Origin of the sequence: Natronospira bacteriovora (genome assembly GCF_030848495.1) — a bacterium.
GTDB lineage: Bacteria > Pseudomonadota > Gammaproteobacteria > Natronospirales > Natronospiraceae > Natronospira > Natronospira bacteriovora.
Genome location: NZ_JAVDDT010000003.1, coordinates 26,653 through 43,229, shown reverse-complemented (window position 1 = coordinate 43,229; position 16,577 = coordinate 26,653). Strand labels below are relative to the sequence as shown.

The 16,577-nt window shown below is 63.0% G+C and carries 16 protein-coding genes; 10 read left to right on the top strand and 6 right to left on the bottom strand.

From position 1 onward, the window contains the following. The first annotated feature begins 496 nt into the window (after positions 1–496). Complete coding sequence (locus tag RBH19_RS05770) at positions 497–1,033, top strand: hypothetical protein (protein WP_306727873.1); 537 nt, start codon at positions 497–499, stop codon at positions 1,031–1,033. Beyond that, entirely contained in the window at positions 1,033–2,583 is a 1,551-nt protein-coding gene (locus RBH19_RS05765) for an alpha/beta hydrolase (RefSeq protein WP_306727872.1), read from the top strand. Before RBH19_RS05770 ends, RBH19_RS05765 begins: the two co-directional genes overlap by 1 nt. Before the next feature lie 35 nt (positions 2,584–2,618). Here the strand turns inward: RBH19_RS05765 and thiI are convergent, their stop codons facing one another. Continuing rightward, complete coding sequence (thiI, locus tag RBH19_RS05760) at positions 2,619–3,899, bottom strand: tRNA uracil 4-sulfurtransferase ThiI (RefSeq protein WP_306727871.1); 1,281 nt, start codon at positions 3,897–3,899, stop codon at positions 2,619–2,621. A gap of 108 nt (positions 3,900–4,007) precedes the next feature. On the opposite strand from thiI, the gene RBH19_RS05755 reads away from it, so the two are divergent. Continuing rightward, positions 4,008–4,667: a YigZ family protein gene (locus RBH19_RS05755; RefSeq protein ID WP_306727870.1), complete on the top strand. Its 660-nt coding sequence runs from the start codon at positions 4,008–4,010 to the stop codon at positions 4,665–4,667. Further along, a complete protein-coding gene (locus tag RBH19_RS05750; RefSeq protein ID WP_306727869.1) occupies positions 4,664–5,167 on the top strand; it encodes a hypothetical protein in 504 nt (167 codons plus the stop codon). Before RBH19_RS05755 ends, RBH19_RS05750 begins: the two co-directional genes overlap by 4 nt. Positions 5,168–5,203: 36 nt before the next feature. Here the strand turns inward: RBH19_RS05750 and RBH19_RS05745 are convergent, their stop codons facing one another. Beyond that, entirely contained in the window at positions 5,204–5,575 is a 372-nt protein-coding gene (locus RBH19_RS05745; RefSeq protein ID WP_306727868.1) for a hypothetical protein, read from the bottom strand. Between the two features lie 110 nt (positions 5,576–5,685). Here RBH19_RS05745 and RBH19_RS05740 point away from each other — a divergent pair, with 110 nt between their 5' ends. Continuing rightward, complete coding sequence (locus tag RBH19_RS05740; RefSeq protein ID WP_306727867.1) at positions 5,686–8,214, top strand: putative bifunctional diguanylate cyclase/phosphodiesterase; 2,529 nt, start codon at positions 5,686–5,688, stop codon at positions 8,212–8,214. A 115-nt stretch (positions 8,215–8,329) separates the two neighbouring features. Here RBH19_RS05740 and RBH19_RS05735 read toward each other — a convergent pair whose 3' ends face one another. The 4 genes from RBH19_RS05735 to RBH19_RS05720 all read right to left on the bottom strand — a co-directional run bounded on the left by RBH19_RS05735 (position 8,330) and on the right by RBH19_RS05720 (position 13,071). After that, positions 8,330–10,816: an acyl-CoA dehydrogenase gene (locus RBH19_RS05735; protein WP_306727866.1), complete on the bottom strand. Its 2,487-nt coding sequence runs from the start codon at positions 10,814–10,816 to the stop codon at positions 8,330–8,332. A 124-nt stretch (positions 10,817–10,940) separates the two neighbouring features. Next, positions 10,941–11,783, bottom strand: coding sequence for a carboxylating nicotinate-nucleotide diphosphorylase (gene nadC / locus RBH19_RS05730; protein WP_306727865.1), 843 nt, complete (start codon positions 11,781–11,783; stop codon positions 10,941–10,943). A gap of 54 nt (positions 11,784–11,837) precedes the next feature. After that, positions 11,838–12,353, bottom strand: coding sequence for a retropepsin-like aspartic protease family protein (locus tag RBH19_RS05725; RefSeq protein WP_306727864.1), 516 nt, complete (start codon positions 12,351–12,353; stop codon positions 11,838–11,840). A 97-nt stretch (positions 12,354–12,450) separates the two neighbouring features. Further along, positions 12,451–13,071, bottom strand: a complete 621-nt coding sequence (locus tag RBH19_RS05720; RefSeq protein ID WP_306727863.1) for a urate hydroxylase PuuD — start codon at positions 13,069–13,071, stop codon at positions 12,451–12,453. A 206-nt stretch (positions 13,072–13,277) separates the two neighbouring features. On the opposite strand from RBH19_RS05720, the gene RBH19_RS05715 reads away from it, so the two are divergent. The 5 genes from RBH19_RS05715 (at position 13,278) to grxD (ending at position 16,574) form a co-directional block, all read left to right on the top strand. After that, positions 13,278–13,862: a superoxide dismutase gene (locus RBH19_RS05715; protein WP_306727862.1), complete on the top strand. Its 585-nt coding sequence runs from the start codon at positions 13,278–13,280 to the stop codon at positions 13,860–13,862. A gap of 90 nt (positions 13,863–13,952) precedes the next feature. Next, positions 13,953–14,210: a DUF1289 domain-containing protein gene (locus tag RBH19_RS05710; protein WP_306727861.1), complete on the top strand. Its 258-nt coding sequence runs from the start codon at positions 13,953–13,955 to the stop codon at positions 14,208–14,210. A gap of 25 nt (positions 14,211–14,235) precedes the next feature. Continuing rightward, positions 14,236–15,777, top strand: coding sequence for a hydantoinase B/oxoprolinase family protein (locus RBH19_RS05705; protein ID WP_306727860.1), 1,542 nt, complete (start codon positions 14,236–14,238; stop codon positions 15,775–15,777). 51 nt (positions 15,778–15,828) lie between these two features. Continuing rightward, complete coding sequence (locus tag RBH19_RS05700; RefSeq protein WP_306727859.1) at positions 15,829–16,197, top strand: BON domain-containing protein; 369 nt, start codon at positions 15,829–15,831, stop codon at positions 16,195–16,197. A gap of 59 nt (positions 16,198–16,256) precedes the next feature. Then, complete coding sequence (gene grxD / locus RBH19_RS05695) at positions 16,257–16,574, top strand: Grx4 family monothiol glutaredoxin (RefSeq protein ID WP_306727858.1); 318 nt, start codon at positions 16,257–16,259, stop codon at positions 16,572–16,574. The last annotated feature ends 3 nt before the right edge of the window (positions 16,575–16,577 follow it).

Here is a 16,577-nt window from a genome sequence, read left to right as displayed (position 1 = left end):
GGTGGCTTTTTTATGCCTGAAGGCAACCGCCCGGCTCGTTGTCGTTGTCGTAATCGTAATCGGCTTCTGATCAGCAGCAGCGAGCCTTGAACTCCGAGAAAAAAAGCTAACACCCCGCGCTGGTGGTATTTTTTTCGATTTCTCTCGTAGCATCGAAAATGCCGACAACGACAACGACAACGACAACGACAACGACAACGACAACGACAACGAGTGCCGCCGTCTTCCCTCATCCCGGATGCCTGAAGGCAACCCCCCGGTTCGTAGTCGTAGTCGTAATCGTAATCGGCCTTTAAACAGCAGCCCCGAGCCCCGAACAAAAAAGAACCAAAACTCCGCCCTGGTATTGTTTTCCGGATTTCGCTCGTAGCTCGTAGCTCGCCGCTTGAAAAAGCCGATTACGACTACGATTACGACTACGAGGACACGGCGGATTAGGGGAGGCCATTTACGCTAGAATGACCCGCACCCAGCAATCCCCCGTCCCGGAGCACGAATGATGCGCCTGACCCTCACTTTCCTGGCCAGCCTGTTTCTCCTGTCACTGCTCACCGCCTGCGGTGACGAGGGGCCTTCCCATGGCCCGGGGCAGGGGAGTCGGGAGGCGGCGGAAACCGATGACTTCTATCTGCAGTCCGCCTGGCCGGCGTACCTTGCTGCCCACGGTGCCGGCAGCCCGTTCACCCCGGCACGCAGTGACTGGGAGCGGGTGGAGGCGCTGGAGAGCAGTGAACGCCTGAGCGAGGATGCACTCTGCGGGACGGTGGAGGAGGCCACCGAGGCCTGGGCCCGGGCGCGGGATCTGCTTGGACCATTGCAGGCGGAGCATCTGGATATCACCCTTCGCGGCCGTGAGCTGGACGATGGCCTGGCCGAGGGCCTGTTGCAGCGCTGGGGTTTCAGGGATGACTCGCTGGCCGGGATTGACCACCGCGTGCGCTTCCGGCGTGCCGGTGAATGTCTGACCATCGAGCGCGTGGAAGCGCGCCACTATTGTCGTCGCGGTGTGGAGCGGGGCGCGCGCTGTCTGTGATGATCCATTCGCTGCGCCTCGGGCTGGTCGCTGCCACCCTGCTGTGCCTGCTGGGCGTGGCCTTCCTGCTGCTGCAAAGGGTGGGCAGTGAGCGGGATCCGGCCGAGCCGGTGGGACTGCCGTCACTGGCCAGCGGATCGGCCATTGATTGGCATGACTGCGATGACCGCGTTCCCGGCGGTGTCCTGGCCCGCTGTGCCTGGTTTGACACCGGTGTGCGTGACGGCGCGGGTAACGCCGTTCGTCTGCCATTGCTGCTGATACGGCGTGACGGGGAGCCGGCTCACGGGCCGCTCACGGTCCACCTGCCCGGCGGGCCGGGGGCCCCCGGTGGTACGGACAGTGATTCCGCCTGGATGTGGGGCGCGTGGCTGCTGTCCAACCGTTTTCCCGGGCGCCTGCTGGTCTTTGATCCGCGCGGCACGGGCGAGGCGGAGCCGCGTCTTGCCTGTCCGGGCCGGCAGCAGCAGGTGAGTCAAATGCTGGCCCAGGCCATGAGCCCCCAGGAGGAAGCAGCCGCTTCCCGCGACCGGCTGGCGGCCTGCCGCCAGCAGTTGCTGGATGTTGGTATCGAGCCGGAGCAGTTCGCGGCCCACCACATGCTGGTGGATGTGCCCGATATCCTCGATGCCATGGGCGAACACCGGGTCCGGCTGCTGGGACTGTCCCATGGCTCTCGGCTTGCGCTGGCCCTGATGCGCGAGCACCCCCGGCGGTTCTCGGCGGCGATACTGGATGGCGTGTTTCCGCCCCATATCGATCCGCTGGGCAGCCTCGCCGAGGTCTACGGGCAGTCGCTGGAGCGACTGTTCAGCCATTGCCGGCAGCAGGATGACTGTCGTGAGCTGGAACTGGAGTCCCGTTTTGACGCCCTGTATGAACGCCTGGCCGCTCAGCCGCGTCCGGTCAGCTTCCTGGGGCCGGGCGGGTCGGCGAAGCTTATCTGGCTGGACGAGCGCCGCTTCTCGGATATTGTCTTCGCCGCGCAGGCCTACCCGGAAAGCCTCGCCGACCTGCCGGCGGCCATTGTGGCCGCGGAAGGGGGCGATTTTTCCCGCCTGGCGTCACTGCTGGATCAGGTGCTTCTGCCAGCCCTGAGCCCCGACGGAAATGACCCGGTGTACTGGGCCTCCATTTGTGCCGAGGCGCCTGCCGTGGATGCCCATGCACTGGATGGAAAGATCGAATCGGCCAGCCACGGGCACCGATTGTCACCCTCACTCTGGCACTACCATCCCTGCGACAACGGTTGGGGTGGCCAGGGTCTGCCGAACGCCTTCCGGGTGCCCGTGCGTGTCAATCACCGGGTATTGCTGGTGGCGGGGGAGCTGGACCCGGTCACGCCGGCCGCCTGGGCGGTAGATCAGGCCAATCGGCTGCCCGATGCCCATCTCCTGCTGGCCCGTGGCCGAACCCACGGTCTGGTGTTCAGCAACCGCTGTGTGAGTGAGGCGGTGATGGATTTCCTGCGTGATCCGTCACGTTCGGATCTGCCTGGCGCCTGCCCGGCACCGCGTCGCGTCTTCGACATCCCGGGCGGCGGTGACTGAGGAAGGTCTGTACAGAGCTTCCTCAGGTGGTCACCTCAGCGGTAGGGATCCTTGTGGTCAGCGCCTACTTCCTGCCCGCAGTGAAAATCCAGGCGGCGTGCCTCGGACAGGGTGATCTGAATCAGGGTCTCGTAGTCGTCAAAGGCTTGGGATTCCTCGCTTTCCAGGCGCTCGTGCCGGGAGCGGGTGCGCGGCGACTGTTCGATCAGGGCGCAGCAGTCCTTGTAGGGCTGGATGGCATTCTCGTATGTGGCAATACGCCGTGCGATGTCCACGATCTCCTGCTTGTCCAGCCCCACCAGGGGGCGCAGGATGGGCAGGGTCACGGCGCGGGATTTGCTCACCATGTTCTCCAGGGTCTGGGAAGCCACCTGGCCCAGGCTGTCGCCATTCAGCAGTGCCAGCGCCCCGGTTTCTTCGCACAGGCTTTCAGCCACCCGCGCCATGAAGCGCCGGAACATGATCACGCCATAGTCGCTGGGTGACGCCAGCATGGCCAGGTCGAAGTGGGTGTAGGGCACCAGATAGAGACGGGAATGGATGGTAAAGCGGCTCAGGTGACGGGCCATGGCCACCACCTTGTTGCTCTCCGGGTCGTTCTGCTGCTGGTGGGTGGCCGTGAAGTGAATGAAATCCTGGGGGCAGCCGCGTTTGGCCATCATCCACGCCGCCACCGGGGAATCGATGCCACCGGAGAGCATGGTCATCAGGCGCCCCCCACTGCCCACCGGCAGGCCACCCATGCCCGGCAGCCGCTGGCAGAAGACATACAGGCCTTCCGGATAGATGTTGATCTGGAAATTGCGATCGGGACGATTCAGGGATACCGCTTCCCAGTCGCTTTCGCGCACGATTCGGGCGCCCAGCTCCCTCTCCATTTCACTGGAGCGGCCGGGGAAGCGCTTGTCCACCCGGTTGATGCTGACGCGGAAACGCTCGCCCCGACGATGACTTTGCCGGGCCAGCTCCAGCAGGTGCTCGGCGGCTTCCGCCATGTGGCTTTCATCCGGCCGCTGGGCGGCGGGGATCCAGCGGGTCGGATAGATCCACACCAGCCCGGCCGCCTCGGACAATGCCTGAATGGCCCGGTGCAGGCTGTCACCGGCCGTTTCCGGCACTTCCACGTAAAGGCGCTTGTGCTGCCAGCGCACCGGCCATGGCAGGCCTTCCGCCTTGAGACGCAGGCGAATGTTCTCCCGCAGACGCTGCTTGAAGTCATTCAGGTTGCGGCCTTTCAGGGCCAGCTCCCCGTAGGTGAGCAGGATGCGGTTGATGCCCTGGTCCGGGTGCTGGATGAGCGCTTCGGCTTGAGTCATGTCGCTTCTTCAGTGGCTGTCGTTGGCGGCCGGAAAAGCCGCCCATGATAACATTGACGCCTCATTGCCCGCCCCGTCGCCGGGCCATTTTGCGCTCTGGAGTGTGTCGTGCCGGCAGTACAGTCGCCGTATCAGCATCCCGACGGCCGCATCGAGCGGGAACTGGAGGTCAAGCGTAGTCGTTTCATTACCCGGATCGGCCACGCGGACAGCCGCCAGGCGGCCATGGATTTCATCGCCGATTGCCAGCGTGATTATCCGGATGCCCGCCATGTCTGCTGGGCATTCGTGGCCGGCAACCCGGCTGGCGGCGCGGAAATGGGCTGCAACGATGCCGGTGAACCCGCCGGCACGGCCGGCAAACCCATGTTGTCGGTGCTGGAACACAAGAATCTCGGAGATGTGGTCGCCGTCGTCATTCGCTATTTCGGCGGTATCAAGCTGGGGGCTGGCGGTCTGGTGCGCGCCTACGGGGCGGCCGTCCAGGCCGCGCTGGACGGTCTTCCGCTGGTCTGGCGTCGGCCCACCACGAACCTTGAGCTGATCTTCGGTTTCGAGCATGAAGATCTGGTCCGGCGTCTGGCCGCCGCCGAGAATGCCGAGCTCGGTGATCCGGTATACGGTCAGCAGGTTCGCCTGCCGCTCACGCTGGTGGACGATCGGGTGGAGGCATTCAGCCGTCAGCTGACCGAGCAGAGCCGTGGCCAGATCCGAATCCGGCAGGACGATGATCGTCAGCCGACTGATCAAGAGGAGACAGGATTGTGAGTGATGACGCCCGGTCGGAACTGCGACTGGAATCCGGCGAGTACGCCCGCGTGGTGGCGCCGGCCCTGGCGGCTGCGGCGGAAACTGCGGCCGAGCGGGGGGACCCGAAGCTGTTCAATGACATGGCTTCCATGCTGGCCCTGATGTGGATGGTTTCGGCCCTGGTCTCGCGCTTTCGCGAAGCGGTTCCCGCCGAGCAATGCGCCTCTTCCGAGGAAGCCTTGAAGGCGGCGCCACTGGGTGCCTGTGCCCTGGTGTTCACGGAATCCGGGCTGGAGGAATCAGCCGTTGATGAATGCCTGTCGGCATTGCACAGCGCCGGGCGCATGCTGGAAGCGGAGCGGATTCATGAAGCCGGTCGCGCGAGCCTGGATGAAGCCTGGCAGGCGCTGGAGCGGGGGCAGCACGAGGCCGGTATCGAGGCCCTCCGGCACTGTGCCCGCGAGCTGGCCACCGCCGTGGATACCTGGGAGGCGGCGCGGGGCAGGCCGCCGCAGTAGGCCCTTGGCGGCGGGCGCGAATGGATGCTTCAGTAATCAGTAATAGGTTCGGCAGTCGATCCAGCGTGTCTGCCCCCATTCCCGTTCTTCGCAACGGAAGTCGCCCCGGGCCGTGGTGGGCCGATGATGAGGATCCCGTGCGGTTGCCGGGTCTTCTGGGTCTATAAGCCGCAGGGCATGGAGTTGACGTGCTTCCCGTTGATCCTGAAGGGACTGCCTGCATCGGGTATAGCCGGTGGACGGAAAGCTGTGGCCTTCCTGCTCACAGCGCTCATGATCCTTCATGGCCTGATCAATGGCCGCCTGACGGTCACGTGCCCGTTGATCCTGTACGAAGTTGGCGCATGCGGCCAGCATTGAGACCAGGATCAGGGTCAGGCAAAGCTTGGTGAGATTTGATGCCGGCATGATGCCTTCTCCCGGTTCGGTGTGCGTTTCCTGTTCTTTCTGGCAGAATTGACGCAGTATTGCAACGATACCGGCCTGCATGCACTTTCGGGACAGGAGCACCGCGCGGCATGAATAGCACAGGGCAGGTAGCCGTCACCGACAGGGATGTGGATAGCCAGGTGCGCTCGGAGATGATCCGGCGTCTGTACACCTATTCCTTTCCCGTTCACATTGTCTCCATCCCTGCCGCGTTCCTCATTGCTGCCCTGTTCGCGGAGGTGGCCAGCCCACGAACACCGTGGATCTGGGCAGCCAGCCTCGCGGGCGTGGAGGCGCTTCGCTTGCTGGCCTGCCTGCTGTTCTTTCACCTGCGTGGTCATGTCACCGCGCCGCGCCTCTGGTTCGCGCTCTTCGCCCTGGGCCTTGCCGCCGCCATGCCCGTGTGGGGATTTGCCGGCGTGCTGTTCTTCGAGCCCGAGCAACCGGTGTATCAGGTTCTGGTGGCCATCATGTTGATCGGGATCATGGGGATTGCACTGCCCTTGCTGGCGCCGGTGCTCTGGCTGTACATGTCCAGCCTGGTGGTGGCCCTGGGGCCGGTGTTCGTCATGCTGCTTCACAGCCGGGAGACGCTCAGCGATGTCACGGCGGTATTGATCCTGTTGGCGGTTCTGGTTTTGGCCCTGGCGGCCATTCGCATTCATCGCGACCAGGTGGACGCCGTGGCCGCACGCCACTCCTATGCGTCGGCGGCAGAATCCCTGCGTCTCGAGGTGGATGAACGACGCAAGATCGAAACCGAGTTGCGGCGACGGGAAACCAGCAGCCAGCGACGCAAGGCCTTGCTCATGGATCTGGCCAGGGATCCCGTGATTGCCGATGGCGATCTCAAGCGAGCCTACGGCAGTGTCGCCCGGAAACTCACCCGGGGTCTTGCCCTGACGCGGGTCAGCGTGTGGGTGATCTGCAGCGAATCCAGATTGCTGCGCTGTGAAGTGGTACTGGACGGCGATCGGCTGGACATGGAACCGGCTGTCTCCATGACGCCCCGATTTGACGGTAATCTCCGACGCTCACTCCGGCATTCGAGGACGCTCGTCATTCCGGATACCCGCTCGGACGTCAATGCCCGGCATTACTGGGACGACTATTTCAAGCCGCTTGGCATCCTCTCGGTCATGGTTACACCTTTCCGGCGTCAGGGGCGGGTACGCGGTTTCGTCATGGCCGAATCGCGTATTCAGCGCTTCTGGACGGAAGATGACGACAACTTCATGAGTTCCGCCGTAGACTTCATCTCACTGGCCATGGCGGCGGCCGATCGTCACAAGGCCCAGCACCGTCTGCAGGAAATGGCGACTCTGGACAGCCTGACCCGTCTGCCCAATCGCAACGCCTTTCAGGAATTCGTGCGTGACACCTTGCAGCGGGCTCGGGAAGAGGGCACGCGTGTGGGTCTTTTGTTCGTGGACCTGGATCGATTCAAGGCAATCAATGACTCCATGGGGCACCACGCGGGCGATCTGGTGCTGCAGGAAATGGCCCAGCGTCTTCTCGACAGCACCCGCGAGGGAGATTGGGTGGCGCGCCTGGCGGGCGATGAGTTCACCGTCATCGTCCGCAATCCGGAAAGCCTCGAAACGTTGCGCGGTATCGCCAACCGCATGCGAAAGAACCTGATCCGGCCCATGATGCTGGAGGGCACGGAAATCACCCTGACCTGCAGCATCGGCATTTCCCTGTTTCCGGATGATGCCGATGAGCCGGAACGCCTGCTGCAGAATGCCGATGCCGCCATGTACGAAGCCAAGAAGGAGGGGCGCAATCGCTATGCCTTCTTCACGCCGGAATTGCGGGAACGGGCCGTTCGCCGGCTCAATCTGGACACCGAACTGCGTCGGGCCGTCGAGGAGGGTGCTTTCGTTCTGCACTATCAGCCCATCGTCCGTTCCGATGATGGCGGCATGATTGGTGTGGAGGCCCTGGTGCGCTGGCCTCGCGAGGACGGCGAGATGATTTCTCCCGGTGAATTCATTCCCCTGGCCGAGGAGACCGGTCTGATTGTTCCCCTGGGCGAATGGGTGCTCAACGAGGCCCTGCGGCAGGTCAATGAATGGGAAACCACCGTGGGCGAGTCGCTCAGTGTCAGCGTCAATTTCTCCATGGTGCAGTGTCGCCAGGGCGGGTTGCCGACAGTGGTCAGCCGTGCCCTGAGTCGCCATCAGGTGTCGCCTCAGCGGCTGGTGGCGGAAGTGACGGAAAGTGATGTGCTGATCGGTCAGCAACAGTATCAGGCCACATTCGATCGCCTGCGGGAGCAGGGTGTTCGGGTGGCCATGGATGACTTCGGCACCGGCAGTTCATCACTGGGGCAGCTCAAGCGTCTGCCGGTGGACGTGCTGAAACTGGATCGTTCCTTCGTTCGTGACATTCTCACGTCCAGCCAGGACGAAGCCATTACCCGCGCCGCCATTTCCATGGCCAATGCCCTTGGCCTCAGCGTCGTTGCGGAAGGGGTGGAAACGGAAGCGCAACGCCAGCTGCTGATTGATGCCACCTGTCCCTTCATGCAGGGCTTTTTCTTCAGTCGCCCCCTGCCGGCTGCGGAGATCAGCGATATCCTCACCGGCAATCAGCGCCTGCCCCTGACCGGCTAGGCAAGCCCGGTCATTGCCACCATTCAAACCTGAACCTGACCCCCGCTTTTCCGCGGAGAACCAAAAAAAGCCCCGCACACTGGCGGGGCTTCTTGCGCTGCCTTGCAAGGCCGGATCAACCGGCCGTTTCGGCGCCGGCCGCCTTCTTGCTGACCTTTTTCTTCTTCTTCGCCTTGCCGGCGTGAGCCTCGGGCGGACGCTCCGGTTCCAGTTCGTCCACCGCAATGGCGGCCGCCGTGGCCTTGGCCGCTTCCCGAACGAGTTCAGCCTCCTGCTCGGAGAGGACGTTTTCCTTCACGCCCCGTTCCAGCGCTTCCTCCAGGTTGTTCGGGTTCAGGCGGAGCTTGAGCTCCTTCTGCAGTCGCGCTTCCAGCGGTTCGGCGGCCAGTACCCGCTCCATGGCGTATTCCACCTTGCCCACCGGATCATTCGGATCGTTGCTGGCCCAGACGCCACGGGTCAGGCGATCACGAGCCGCCGAGGGGGTCAGCAGCAGGGAGGCCACCTGATGACCGAGACGGTCATTGGGCCGGCGATAGCTGCGGCCGATGGGCATCACCACCCACTTCACCAGGCGACCCAGGAGCGGTGAGGGGAAGTTGCGGAAGATCTCTTCCAGGCGATCCTCGATGGTGTAGAGGGAGTCCTGGCAGGCCCAGTGGACCAGTGGCAGATCCGAGGCCGGGCGGCCCTGATCCTCGAACTGCTTGAGCATGGCGGAGCCCATGTACAGGTGGCTCAGCACGTCACCGAAACGGGCGGACAGCTTTTCCTTGCGCTTGAGTTCACCCCCCAGCAGAAGCAGGGTCACGTCGGCCGAGAAGGCAAAAGCGGCGCTCATGCGCGAGAAGTGGCGGTAATAACGGCTGACTTCGCCGGCTTCCGGACTACGGATGAACAGGCCGCGAGAGAGCCCGGTAACGAAGGCCCGCACCGCATTGCTGATGGTGAAACCGATGTGGGCGAACAGAGCGCGGTCGAACTTGCGCACGGCCTCGCCTTCATCTTCCATGCCCACGCATTCCATTTCCTTGAGCAGGTAGGGATGACAGCGAATGGCGCCCTGACCGAAGATCATCAGGCTGCGAGTCAGAATGTTGGCGCCTTCCACGGTGATGCTGATGGGCACGGACTGATAGGTGCGGGCCAGGTAGTTGCTCGGCCCCATGATCACGCCCTTGCCGGCATGCACGTCCATGGCGTCGTCCACTACCTGGCGCATGCCTTCGGTGCAGTGGTACTTGAGGATGGCCGACAGTACCGAGGGTTTCTCGCCCAGGTCCAGGGCGCCGGCGGTCATCCGGCGCATGGCTTCCATGCGGTAGGTGTAACCGGCAATCCGGGTCATGGCTTCTTCCACCCCTTCGAACTTGCCGATGGGGGTGCGGAACTGCTTGCGAACCCGGGCATAGGCCCCGGTGGTGCGGCTGGACATCTTGCCCGCACCGGTGCCGAGTGCCGGCAGGGAAATGGCGCGGCCCACGGACAGGCAGTTCATCAGCATGCGCCAGCCCTGGCCAATGTACTCCTCGCCGCCGATGAGGTACTCCATCGGTATGAATACGTCCTTGCCGCGGGTGGGGCCGTTCTGGAAAGAGGCATTGAGCGGGAAATGGCGCTGGCCGATTTCCACCCCGGGGGTGTCGGTGGGGATCAGGGCCAGGCTGATGCCCAGGCTCTTCCTGTCGCCCAGCAGGCCGTCCGGGTCATAGGCCTTGAAGGCTACGCCCAGCAGCGTGGCCACGGGTGCCAGCGTGATGTAGCGCTTGTCCCAGCTGATGCGGAAGCCGAGCACTTCCTTGCCGTTGTGTTCGCCCTTGCAGACGATGCCGGTATCGGGAATGGCGCCGGCATCGGAGCCGGCATGGGGGCCGGTCAGGGCAAAACAGGGGATTTCTTCGCCCTTGGCCAGGCGCGGCAGGTAATGATCCTTCTGCTTGTCCGTTCCATAGTGCAGCAGCAGCTCACCGGGTCCCAGGGAGTTGGGCACCATGACCGTCACACCCACCGAGGGGCTGCGGCTGGCCACTTTCATCACCACTGAGGAGTGGGCCAGTGCCGAGAAGCCCAGGCCACCGTACTCCTTGGGAATGATCATGCCGAAGAAGCGGTTGTCCCGGATGAACTTCCAGACCGGCGCCGGCAGGTCATTCAGCTCATGGGTGATCTGCCAGTCGTCGATCATCTTGCACAGCTCTTCGGTGGGGCCGTCCACGAAGGCCTGCTCCTCGTCCGTCAGCTGGGGCGAGGGGTAGCTCAGGAGCTTGTTCCAGTCTGGCCGCCCGGTGAAAATATCGGCGTCCCACCAGGTGTTACCGGCATCCAGCGCCACCCGTTCGGTTTCCGAAATGGGCGGCATCACGGAGCGGAACCACTTCAGCAGGCGCGCACTGAGCAGTGCGCGGCGCAGGGGCAGTACGTTCAGTGGAATGGCAATGGCCAGGAACACGATGCCGGCAATCAGGGGGAATGCCCCGCTGATCAACCAGTTGGCGCCAATGAGGGCGGCGAAGGCGGCAGTCCAGACGGTCAGCCTGGAACGGGAATAGGCCAGGGCCAGAGCCAGTGCTACGGTGACGAGAAACCAGACGAGGCCGGACATGGAGTCCTCCTGAATCGATGATGTCGTAAGGAAAGCTTTCTGTGCCCGCGAGGGCGAATTCAAACGCTTGTTTTATCGGGCGCTCAGCATACCATAACGGGCGTCGGTGACCACGTGACCCAGGTCAAGTCGAGGGTTCGGTCACGCGCATGGAAAGATCCACCGCCCGAACGTGCTTGGTCAGAGCCCCGATGGAGATGTAATCCACGCCCGTCTCCGCCACCGCCCGCAGGCCTTCCCGGTCCAGGCCACCGGAGGCTTCAAGACGGGCATTGCCGGCGGCAAGGTCTACCGCCTGGCGCAGCATGGGCAGGTCGAAATTGTCCAGCATCACGATATCCGCTTGGGCTGCCAGTGCTTCGCGAAGTTCCTCCAGGCTTTCCACTTCCACTTCCACCGCAATTCCCGGATGGCTGCCACGGGCCGCGTTGACGGCCGCCTTGATGCCACCGCAGGCCGCGATGTGATTCTCCTTGATGAGAATGCCGTCGAACAGACCGCTGCGGTGGTTCTCGCCACCACCACATCGAACCGCGTATTTCTGCGCGGTGCGCAGGCCGGGGATGGTCTTGCGGGTGTCGAGAATGGTGGCCCGGGTTCCGGCGACGATCGCCACATGGGCCCGTGTTTCCGTGGCCGTGGCCGATAGGGTCTGGAGGAAATTGAGTGCCGTGCGTTCGGCGGTAAGCAGGCCACGGGCCGGTCCTTCCAGCTCGCACAGCACCTGCTCTGGCTCCACCGCATCGCCGTCCCGTACCCGCCAGTGGATCCGGATGGCAGGATCCACACTCAGGAAGACGGCTTCCGCCCAGGGGGCTCCGCAGAATACGGCCTGATCCCGGGTGATGATCCGGGCCGTCGTGGTGGCGCTGGCCGGAATGAGTGCGGCGGTGATATCGCCTTCACCCAGGTCTTCCTCAATGGCTGCGCTGACCTGGCGAGGCAGATCGTCCGGTACTGGAATCACGATTGGCTCCTGAGCGAAATGGCCGGAGCGCGGATTATACAGGGGATGTGTCGTCTATTGCGGAGTGCGGAGGACGAGTACGCCGTCGCGTTGTTCCAGCTCCAGGGGGCCGAGAAAGTTCATGCCCAGCAGGACCTTGTCCATGTCCATGGCGGGGTTGATGCTGGCGCGGATATCGTCCTGCCGGATACCGCCAAGATTGACGTTCAGTCGGGTTGCGTAACTGTTTACCCGGCCACCCGCTGTCAGGGTCGGGATGATATGCCCTCTTTCCAGGCCAATGCGGTCGGCCAGATGGCCGGGTACCGATATGGTCGTTGCTCCCGTGTCGAGCAGGAAGGTGACCGGATACCCGTTGATTTCCCCCTCGGCCAGATAGTGACCCTGGCGGTTCCGTTGCAGACGGAGTTCCAGTTGCTGGTCGTTGACGGCGGTGGCACCGACCTGCCGGTTGGGATGTTCGCGATCGTCGAGTACCCCTTCGAAGGCCAGGGTCAGCACTCCCAGCAGGGTGAGAAAGGCGAGCAGGGCCATGACCATGGCCATGCGGTTTTCGTTGGCGGCACTCATGGGCGGATTATGGCCCCAAATGGAGCCGGCTCGTCAAAAAAAACCGCGTGGCCGAGGCCGGCCACGCGGTTTTTTGGGTCAATTGTTCGTGTGCGGCTCAGAACACGAGTCCGTGGCGCGCGGCCACCATGAACATCAGCATGGGGATGGACAACACCACATTGGTGCGGGAGGCCATGGTGGCAATCTTCTTCGCTTTGGCCTTGGCCTCATCGGAGGCTTCCACCAGGCCCAGCACCTTCTTCTGGTTGGGCCAGATCAGCACCCAGACATTGATCAGCATGATGGTACCGAGCCACACGCCGATCCCCATGGGAAGACCGTAGGAGGCATCGAAGCCACCCGCGAAGCCCAGGGAAAAGGCATTGGCAAACTGCTGGATCATGGACAGATAGATCGCGCCGGAGACCCAGGTCACCACGGCCGCCCAGCGGAACCAGAGCAGGGCGCGGGGTGCCACGTACTGGTTGATGGCCGCCGGGCCGGGCCCTCCCGAGTCCGCACCGGCCGCTGCCACGGCCGGCATCTGCACAAAGTTGAAGTAGTAGAGCAGGCCAATCCAGGTGATGCCGGCGATGATGTGAGTCCAGCGCCAGAATTCCAGCATCTGGAAGTTGAGCCAGCTGGCACCGGCGGCCAGATTCACGGCCACGGCCAGTATGAAGGCCAGCAGGATGCCGAGGATCCAGACACCCTTGATGGAGTTGAGTGGGTTCATTGATTCACCTCTTGGTCAGTGCTTGACAGGGCATGCGATAATATCCGTGTCCGCTCCGGCTCCGGAGTGGACGGTTTCCTAAAACCCTAGGACAGATCAGCCAGATTACAAGCTGGTTGCTTCTGAATTATCCGCAAACATCCTATCTTCGCGCCGAGGTGACTCGGTGGCGGGAACCAGTCAACGCACGTTGAAGGAGTCTGATAGTGAGCCACGAGTTGATGCAGCTGCCCTACGCCATGGACGCCCTGGAACCGCATATTTCACGGGAGACGCTGGAATATCACTACGGCAAGCATCACCAGACCTATGTGAATACGCTCAACGACCTGATCAAGGACACGCCGGATGCCGATCTTGATCTGGAGAGCCTGATCCGAAAAGCCTCGGGCAAGCTGTTCAACCAGGCCGCCCAGGTCTGGAATCACAATTTCTACTGGCAGTCGCTGAGCCCCAATGGCGGGGGCGACCCGGAGGGTGAGCTCAAGGTGGCCATCGAAAGGGAATGGGGTTCCGTGGACGCCTTCCGCAAGGCATTCACCGACAGTACGGTGGCCAATTTTGCCTCCGGCTGGGGCTGGCTGGTGAAGAAGGCCGACGGTGGTCTCGCCATTGTGCAGACCGATGACGCCGAAACCCCGCTCACGGATCCGAGTGTGACTCCGCTGCTGACCTGCGATATCTGGGAGCATGCCTACTACATCGATTACCGCAATGCGCGGCCGAAATACATGGAGGCGTTCTGGAAGCTGGTCAATTGGGAATTTGCAGCCAGGAATTTTGCGGGCTGATACCTTCCGTCATCTGTCTGCTCCGCCCCCTGACATTGCGGCAGGGGGCGGGTTATCATCCAATCCATGTCACAGCGCCCAAGTGAGTCCATGTCCCAGTCCAGCTCCCGCCGCTATCTCAAGGATCCGGTCAGCTACGATCCTTCCGACACGCCGCGCCCCATGCCGGCCAGTCCCGAGCCGCCGCCCAGTCCCTGTGTGGGTGTCTGCACCATGGACGATGATGGCCATTGCATGGGCTGCCTGCGCAGCCTCACCGAAATCGCCCAGTGGACGGAGCTGAGCCCGGAAGAACAATGGGACATCGTCCGTCAGTTGCCGGAACGTGATCCGGCCATGGGCGCCTGAAGCCCGCCGGGAGGTCAGCCAGAGCATGGATCCGGTCAGCCTCTCCATCTTCGTCAATCGCATCAACGCTGTCTGCGAACAGATGGGTGCCGTTCTGCGGCGGGCTGCCTTCTCGCCGAACATTCGTGATCGCCTGGATTTCTCCTGCGCTCTGTTCGATGCGGATGGGGCCCTCTGCGCACAGGCCGCCCACATTCCCGTTCACCTTGGCAGCATGGCCTTCGCCATGGGGGGTGTGGTTCGCCATCGTGACTGGCAGGACGGTGACATCCTGGTACTCAATGACCCCTACCTGGGCGGTACCCACCTGCCTGACGTGACCGTCATCATGCCGGTTTTCCTGGGTCAGGCCCTGGCCGGCTTCGTGGCCAATCGTGCCCATCATTCCGACATCGGCGCCGACACGGCGGGGTCCCTGCCCCTGTCCCGCACCCTGGAGGAGGAGGGGGTGATCATCCCGCCCACGCTGTTGGGCAAACGCGGGGAGATTGACAGCGATTGTCTTGCCGGACTGACGCGGCGCATGAACCGCCCCGAGCAGGTGGCCGCTGATTTCTCGGCCCAGGTTGCCGCCGCGCGCTCAGGCCGGGATCAACTGGCTCCACTCCTGCAAGGCATGGGTCTGTCCGCCTGGAAGCAGCACTTGCAAGCCGTCAATGACTACGCTGAACGGCTGGCAGGCCAGGCCCTCGCCCGAATCCCCCATGGCCGTTACCACTTTTCGGACTGCATGGACGATGACGGTTTTGGTCACTGGGATCTGCCCATCAGGCTGGCGATGGTGGTGGGGCCGGATGGGGTCTCACTGGATTTTTCCGGCAGCTGCGAGCAGGTGGCCGGCAACATCAACTGCCCCCTCTCGGTCACGGCGGCGGCCGTATTGTACGTCTTCCGCTGTCTCATGCCGGAAGAAACGCCGGGTACCGCCGGCGCCTTTCGGCGTATCGTGATCCATGCCCCCGAGGGCAGCCTGCTCAATGCCCGGGCTCCGGCTGCCGTTGCCGCCGGTAATGTCGAGACCAGTCAGCGCATTGTGGATGTGGTGATCGGTGCCCTGGCCGAGGCCATGCCGGATCGCATGCCCGCGGCCAGCCAGGGCAGCATGAACAACCTGGCCATGGGATCCCGGCATGGTGCAGGCTGGGACTATTACGAGACCCTGGGGGGCGGCACCGGTGGCCATGCCCGGGGCAGGGGGCTGGATGGTGTTCACAGTCATATGACCAACACCCTCAATACCCCCGTCGAGGTGATCGAGATGGCCTGGCCGCTCCAGGTGCTTCACTATGGTTTTCGGCCCGCTTCCGGCGGCAGTGGGCAGAATCCGGGCGGTGACGGTATCGTTCGCTGTTATCGTTTCCTGGAGACGGCCGAAATCAGCTTGTTGACCGAACGTCGGCGTCACGGGCCCTGGGGATTATCCGGTGGCGGCGAGGGAATGGCTGGCCGCAATCGCCTCAACGGGCGGGATCTCGGGGGGAAATGCCATCTCCGGGTTCGCGCGGGCGACTGTCTGACCGTGGAGACCCCGGGGGGTGGCGCCTGGGGCCGGGCCGGGCGGGCGTGATACAATAAATGCCGTCAACGCGCCAAATTCCGAATCGCAACGTGAGTGGCAATGACAAGATCGACTTCCCTCAAGCACCTGCTTATTCTCGTTCTGCTTCTGCCCATGGCCTGCGCCCGCTTTGGTGGTGGCGAAATTGATCCCGACGACGACCGCTCCATCGCCCGGGGCGTCCATGCAGAACTTCGGCATGCCCCGGTTCGGGGTGCGTCCGGTCTGGATGTCGAGGTAGAAGACGGCGTGGTCACCCTGACTGGTGGGGTTCAGGAGCCTTCGGGCATTGGTGACATCGTCATGCGAGTGGAGAGCCTGCCGGGCGTTCGCCGCGTGGTGTCGAACATCGAATTTGACGGTCGCGATCGGGATCGTGAGGAGCAGGCCGCTCCACCACCCGAGATGGAGCGCCAGAATCACGACTAGCCCGACCGTGAATGGACGGAGGGTCATTTTTTCCTCAATCAATCCGAGAAGTGTGAATCATGGATATCGAACAGAAAATCAAAGAGCAGTTGGGTGATAACGCGATCCTTCTTTACATGAAGGGAACGCCGGATTTTCCCCAGTGTGGCTTTTCGGCGCAGACCGCCCAGGTGATGAAGCAAATCGGCGTGCCGTTCGCCTATTTCAACATCCTGGAAGACCAGGAACTGCGTGAGCGTCTCAAGGAATATTCCAACTGGCCCACCTATCCTCAGCTGTACGTGAAGGGTGAGCTGATCGGTGGCTGTGACATCATCATGGAAATGTTCCAGTCGGGCGAGCTGGAAAAGGAGCTCAAGGCAGCCAGCGAGGGGTGATTG